This is a genomic window from Streptomyces sp. NRRL F-2664 (assembly GCF_000719345.1).
In the GTDB taxonomy this organism is placed as follows: Bacteria; Actinomycetota; Actinomycetes; order Streptomycetales; family Streptomycetaceae; genus Streptomyces.
The window spans coordinates 1-1,289 of the sequence record NZ_JOFX01000212.1; the positions used below are offsets into that span (position 1 = coordinate 1).

1 pseudogene is annotated in these 1,289 nt (G+C 72.4%); it reads right to left on the reverse strand.

Annotated elements, in window-relative coordinates:
• Positions 1–151: 151 nt before the first annotated feature.
• Positions 152–1,289: pseudogene (locus IF89_RS39285) on the reverse strand (IS1380 family transposase); the annotation flags it as partial.

A 1,289-nucleotide genomic window follows, 5' to 3' on the forward strand; every position in this document is an offset into this window, starting at 1 on the left:
CCTAGCCTCGATGTTTCGGTTCGGGCGATGAGGCGTTTCTGATCGTCTGTAGTCGGGTGGCCGACCTGGTTTCGGTGTTTGGGCATGGCGGAGTCCCGGCGCGGTGGTCGGGTTCTCGAGGGTCTTTCGGGTCGTGGGCGGTCGGGGGTTGGCCGGTCGGCCGGCGGGTCGGGGGCAGTGCGGCGGGACGGTGGAAGGCCGTGGTCAGTTCGTGTCTCCGGGGCCGGGTCGCCGATATCCGCAAGCGCAGGCGGCGGCCGCGGGTGAGGCGGGCGGCGACGTGCAGCAGCCGGCAGCGGAGTTTCTTCGGCTCGGCGCTCGCCAGTTCGCCGTCCAGGAGGAGGGCGCGGGTCCAGGCGGGCAGGTCGGTCGCCTGGAGGCTGAGTTCGAGCCAGACCGCGTTGACGCCGAAGCGGCGGGAGGGGAGACGGCCGAAGCCGGTGGTCTTGCCGCACCGGATGTGGTCCTCGGCGGTGGCGTGCCCGCGGTGGCGGACCTCCGGGTATCGGGTGGAACCACCTCCGGAGCAGGGGGTGTCGGTGGGGAACACCTGGTGCCGTAGGCCCTCGTCCTGGTCGAACAGGGATAGCCGGGCTCCGGGGTGCGGCCGTTCCCGGCGCACGATGATGCGGGGTGCCGGCCGGGTAGCCGGCCAGGTCGGCCATCCCGATCAGCTCGGCGGCCTCGGCTCCGGCACGCAGCGTCCCGTCCTGGTCCAGAGCGGGATGCCAGAGGCGGTCGGGCATGGCCCCGATCGCGCGGCGGGCCGGCTCGGTGACCGCGTATCCGACCGAGAAGAAGGTCCGTACTCCTGGTTTCCGCAGGTCGCGGACGTGGGTGAGGAAGGCTTTCGCGGATCCGGCACTGTCGGCGCGGACAGGGATGCCGGTGCCGTGCCGGTGAGCGTCGGGGATCTGCGAGAGTGCCTGGTCGAGCACCGTGATGTGATCGGCGGCAGTGTTGGCGCCGGCGTTCCCGGGCCGCAGCCGCCCCGACAGGGCCTCGCCGGTGTCCGCGAGGAAACACAGCAGCGGATGGAAGCCGGAGCCGCCCTTGCAGGTCGGAGCTGCCGCCTCCTTTATTGAGTGGCAGGCGACCACCGTGGCGTCGAGGTCCAGAACCAGGCCGGGAAGCTCTCGTGCGCCGGCCTGAACAGCGGGTATGCCCTCGCCGGTCTCGGCGGCCTGCACCCAGGCGACTTCCCGGGCCCTGGCGCGGGCCGCCCGTAGTGAGGCGAGTGCAGCCCCGTCGGTGTCGGCGGGCAACCGCCAGGCCGTGGGCGTGGAGGC